Source organism: Frankia sp. Mgl5, from assembly GCF_023242985.1.
Taxonomy (GTDB): domain Bacteria; phylum Actinomycetota; class Actinomycetes; order Frankiales; family Frankiaceae; genus Parafrankia; species Parafrankia soli.
In genome coordinates this window covers 1-687 of the sequence record NZ_JALKFY010000418.1, presented here as the reverse complement: position 1 = coordinate 687, position 687 = coordinate 1, and the positions used below count along the sequence as shown (strand labels likewise).

The following is a 687-nucleotide window of genomic DNA, read 5'->3' as shown; positions in this document are numbered from 1 at the left end:
CGGACCGAAGCGAAGGAAGCAGCATAAAGCTGGTATAGTCCGTCTACGTCGGTGTCCGAGAAATGGGCAGCACCTCAGGACATCATCCCCGCTGATCGCCCAAAGACACCTCGCTGAGGTGTTTCCGCCTGCGCTCGTCGGATGGGCCGCTGCCCCACGGCGGCCTCGGTAGAAGCTGCTCGCTCTGGGGTCGAAGTCGTGCCCAGGAATCGTCGAACTCTTGCCGCGTCTCGCGACCCAGGTCATACACCGAGCGCCGGAGCCCGTCGCCAGGCTCGACCCCGGCCAGTTCCCTGTACTGCGCAAGCCGTCGCAGCGCGGCTGCGAGCGCACTCGGCGTCGGCCAGCTGTAGTCTGCGAGACGGTCGAGTGCGGTCATGTCCGCCTCATGGCCGAGACCGCTGAGAACGACGACCCCGGCGGCTTGGAGCTCGGCCGTCACGTCGAGAACTTCTGGGGCGTTGAAGGTGTCGCGCCAGTTGCTACTGCTGTTGGCAGCGCCGCCGCCGCGGGTGATCACTACTCCGCCCCACCTGTCATTGGAGTGCAGAGTGTGACGCAGCGCCGCGGTCAGCGCCCAGGGCTCCGGCACGCTTGAACCGCCCCGGGGAGGTTGGAGGCTCTAGGTTGTGACTGTGGCCTGGGGTTTCTGGGCTGTCGGGTAGTAGTTAGCTTCGTATTCGACTG

1 protein-coding gene is annotated in these 687 nt (G+C 65.6%); it reads right to left on the bottom strand.

Features of this window, described 5'->3' with window-relative positions; genetic code table 11:
* Window positions 1-82: 82 nt before the first annotated feature.
* Window positions 83-592: an exodeoxyribonuclease VII large subunit gene (locus MXD62_RS09920; RefSeq protein ID WP_248829048.1), complete on the bottom strand. Its 510-nt coding sequence runs from the start codon at window positions 590-592 to the stop codon at window positions 83-85.
* Window positions 593-687 lie beyond the last annotated feature (95 nt).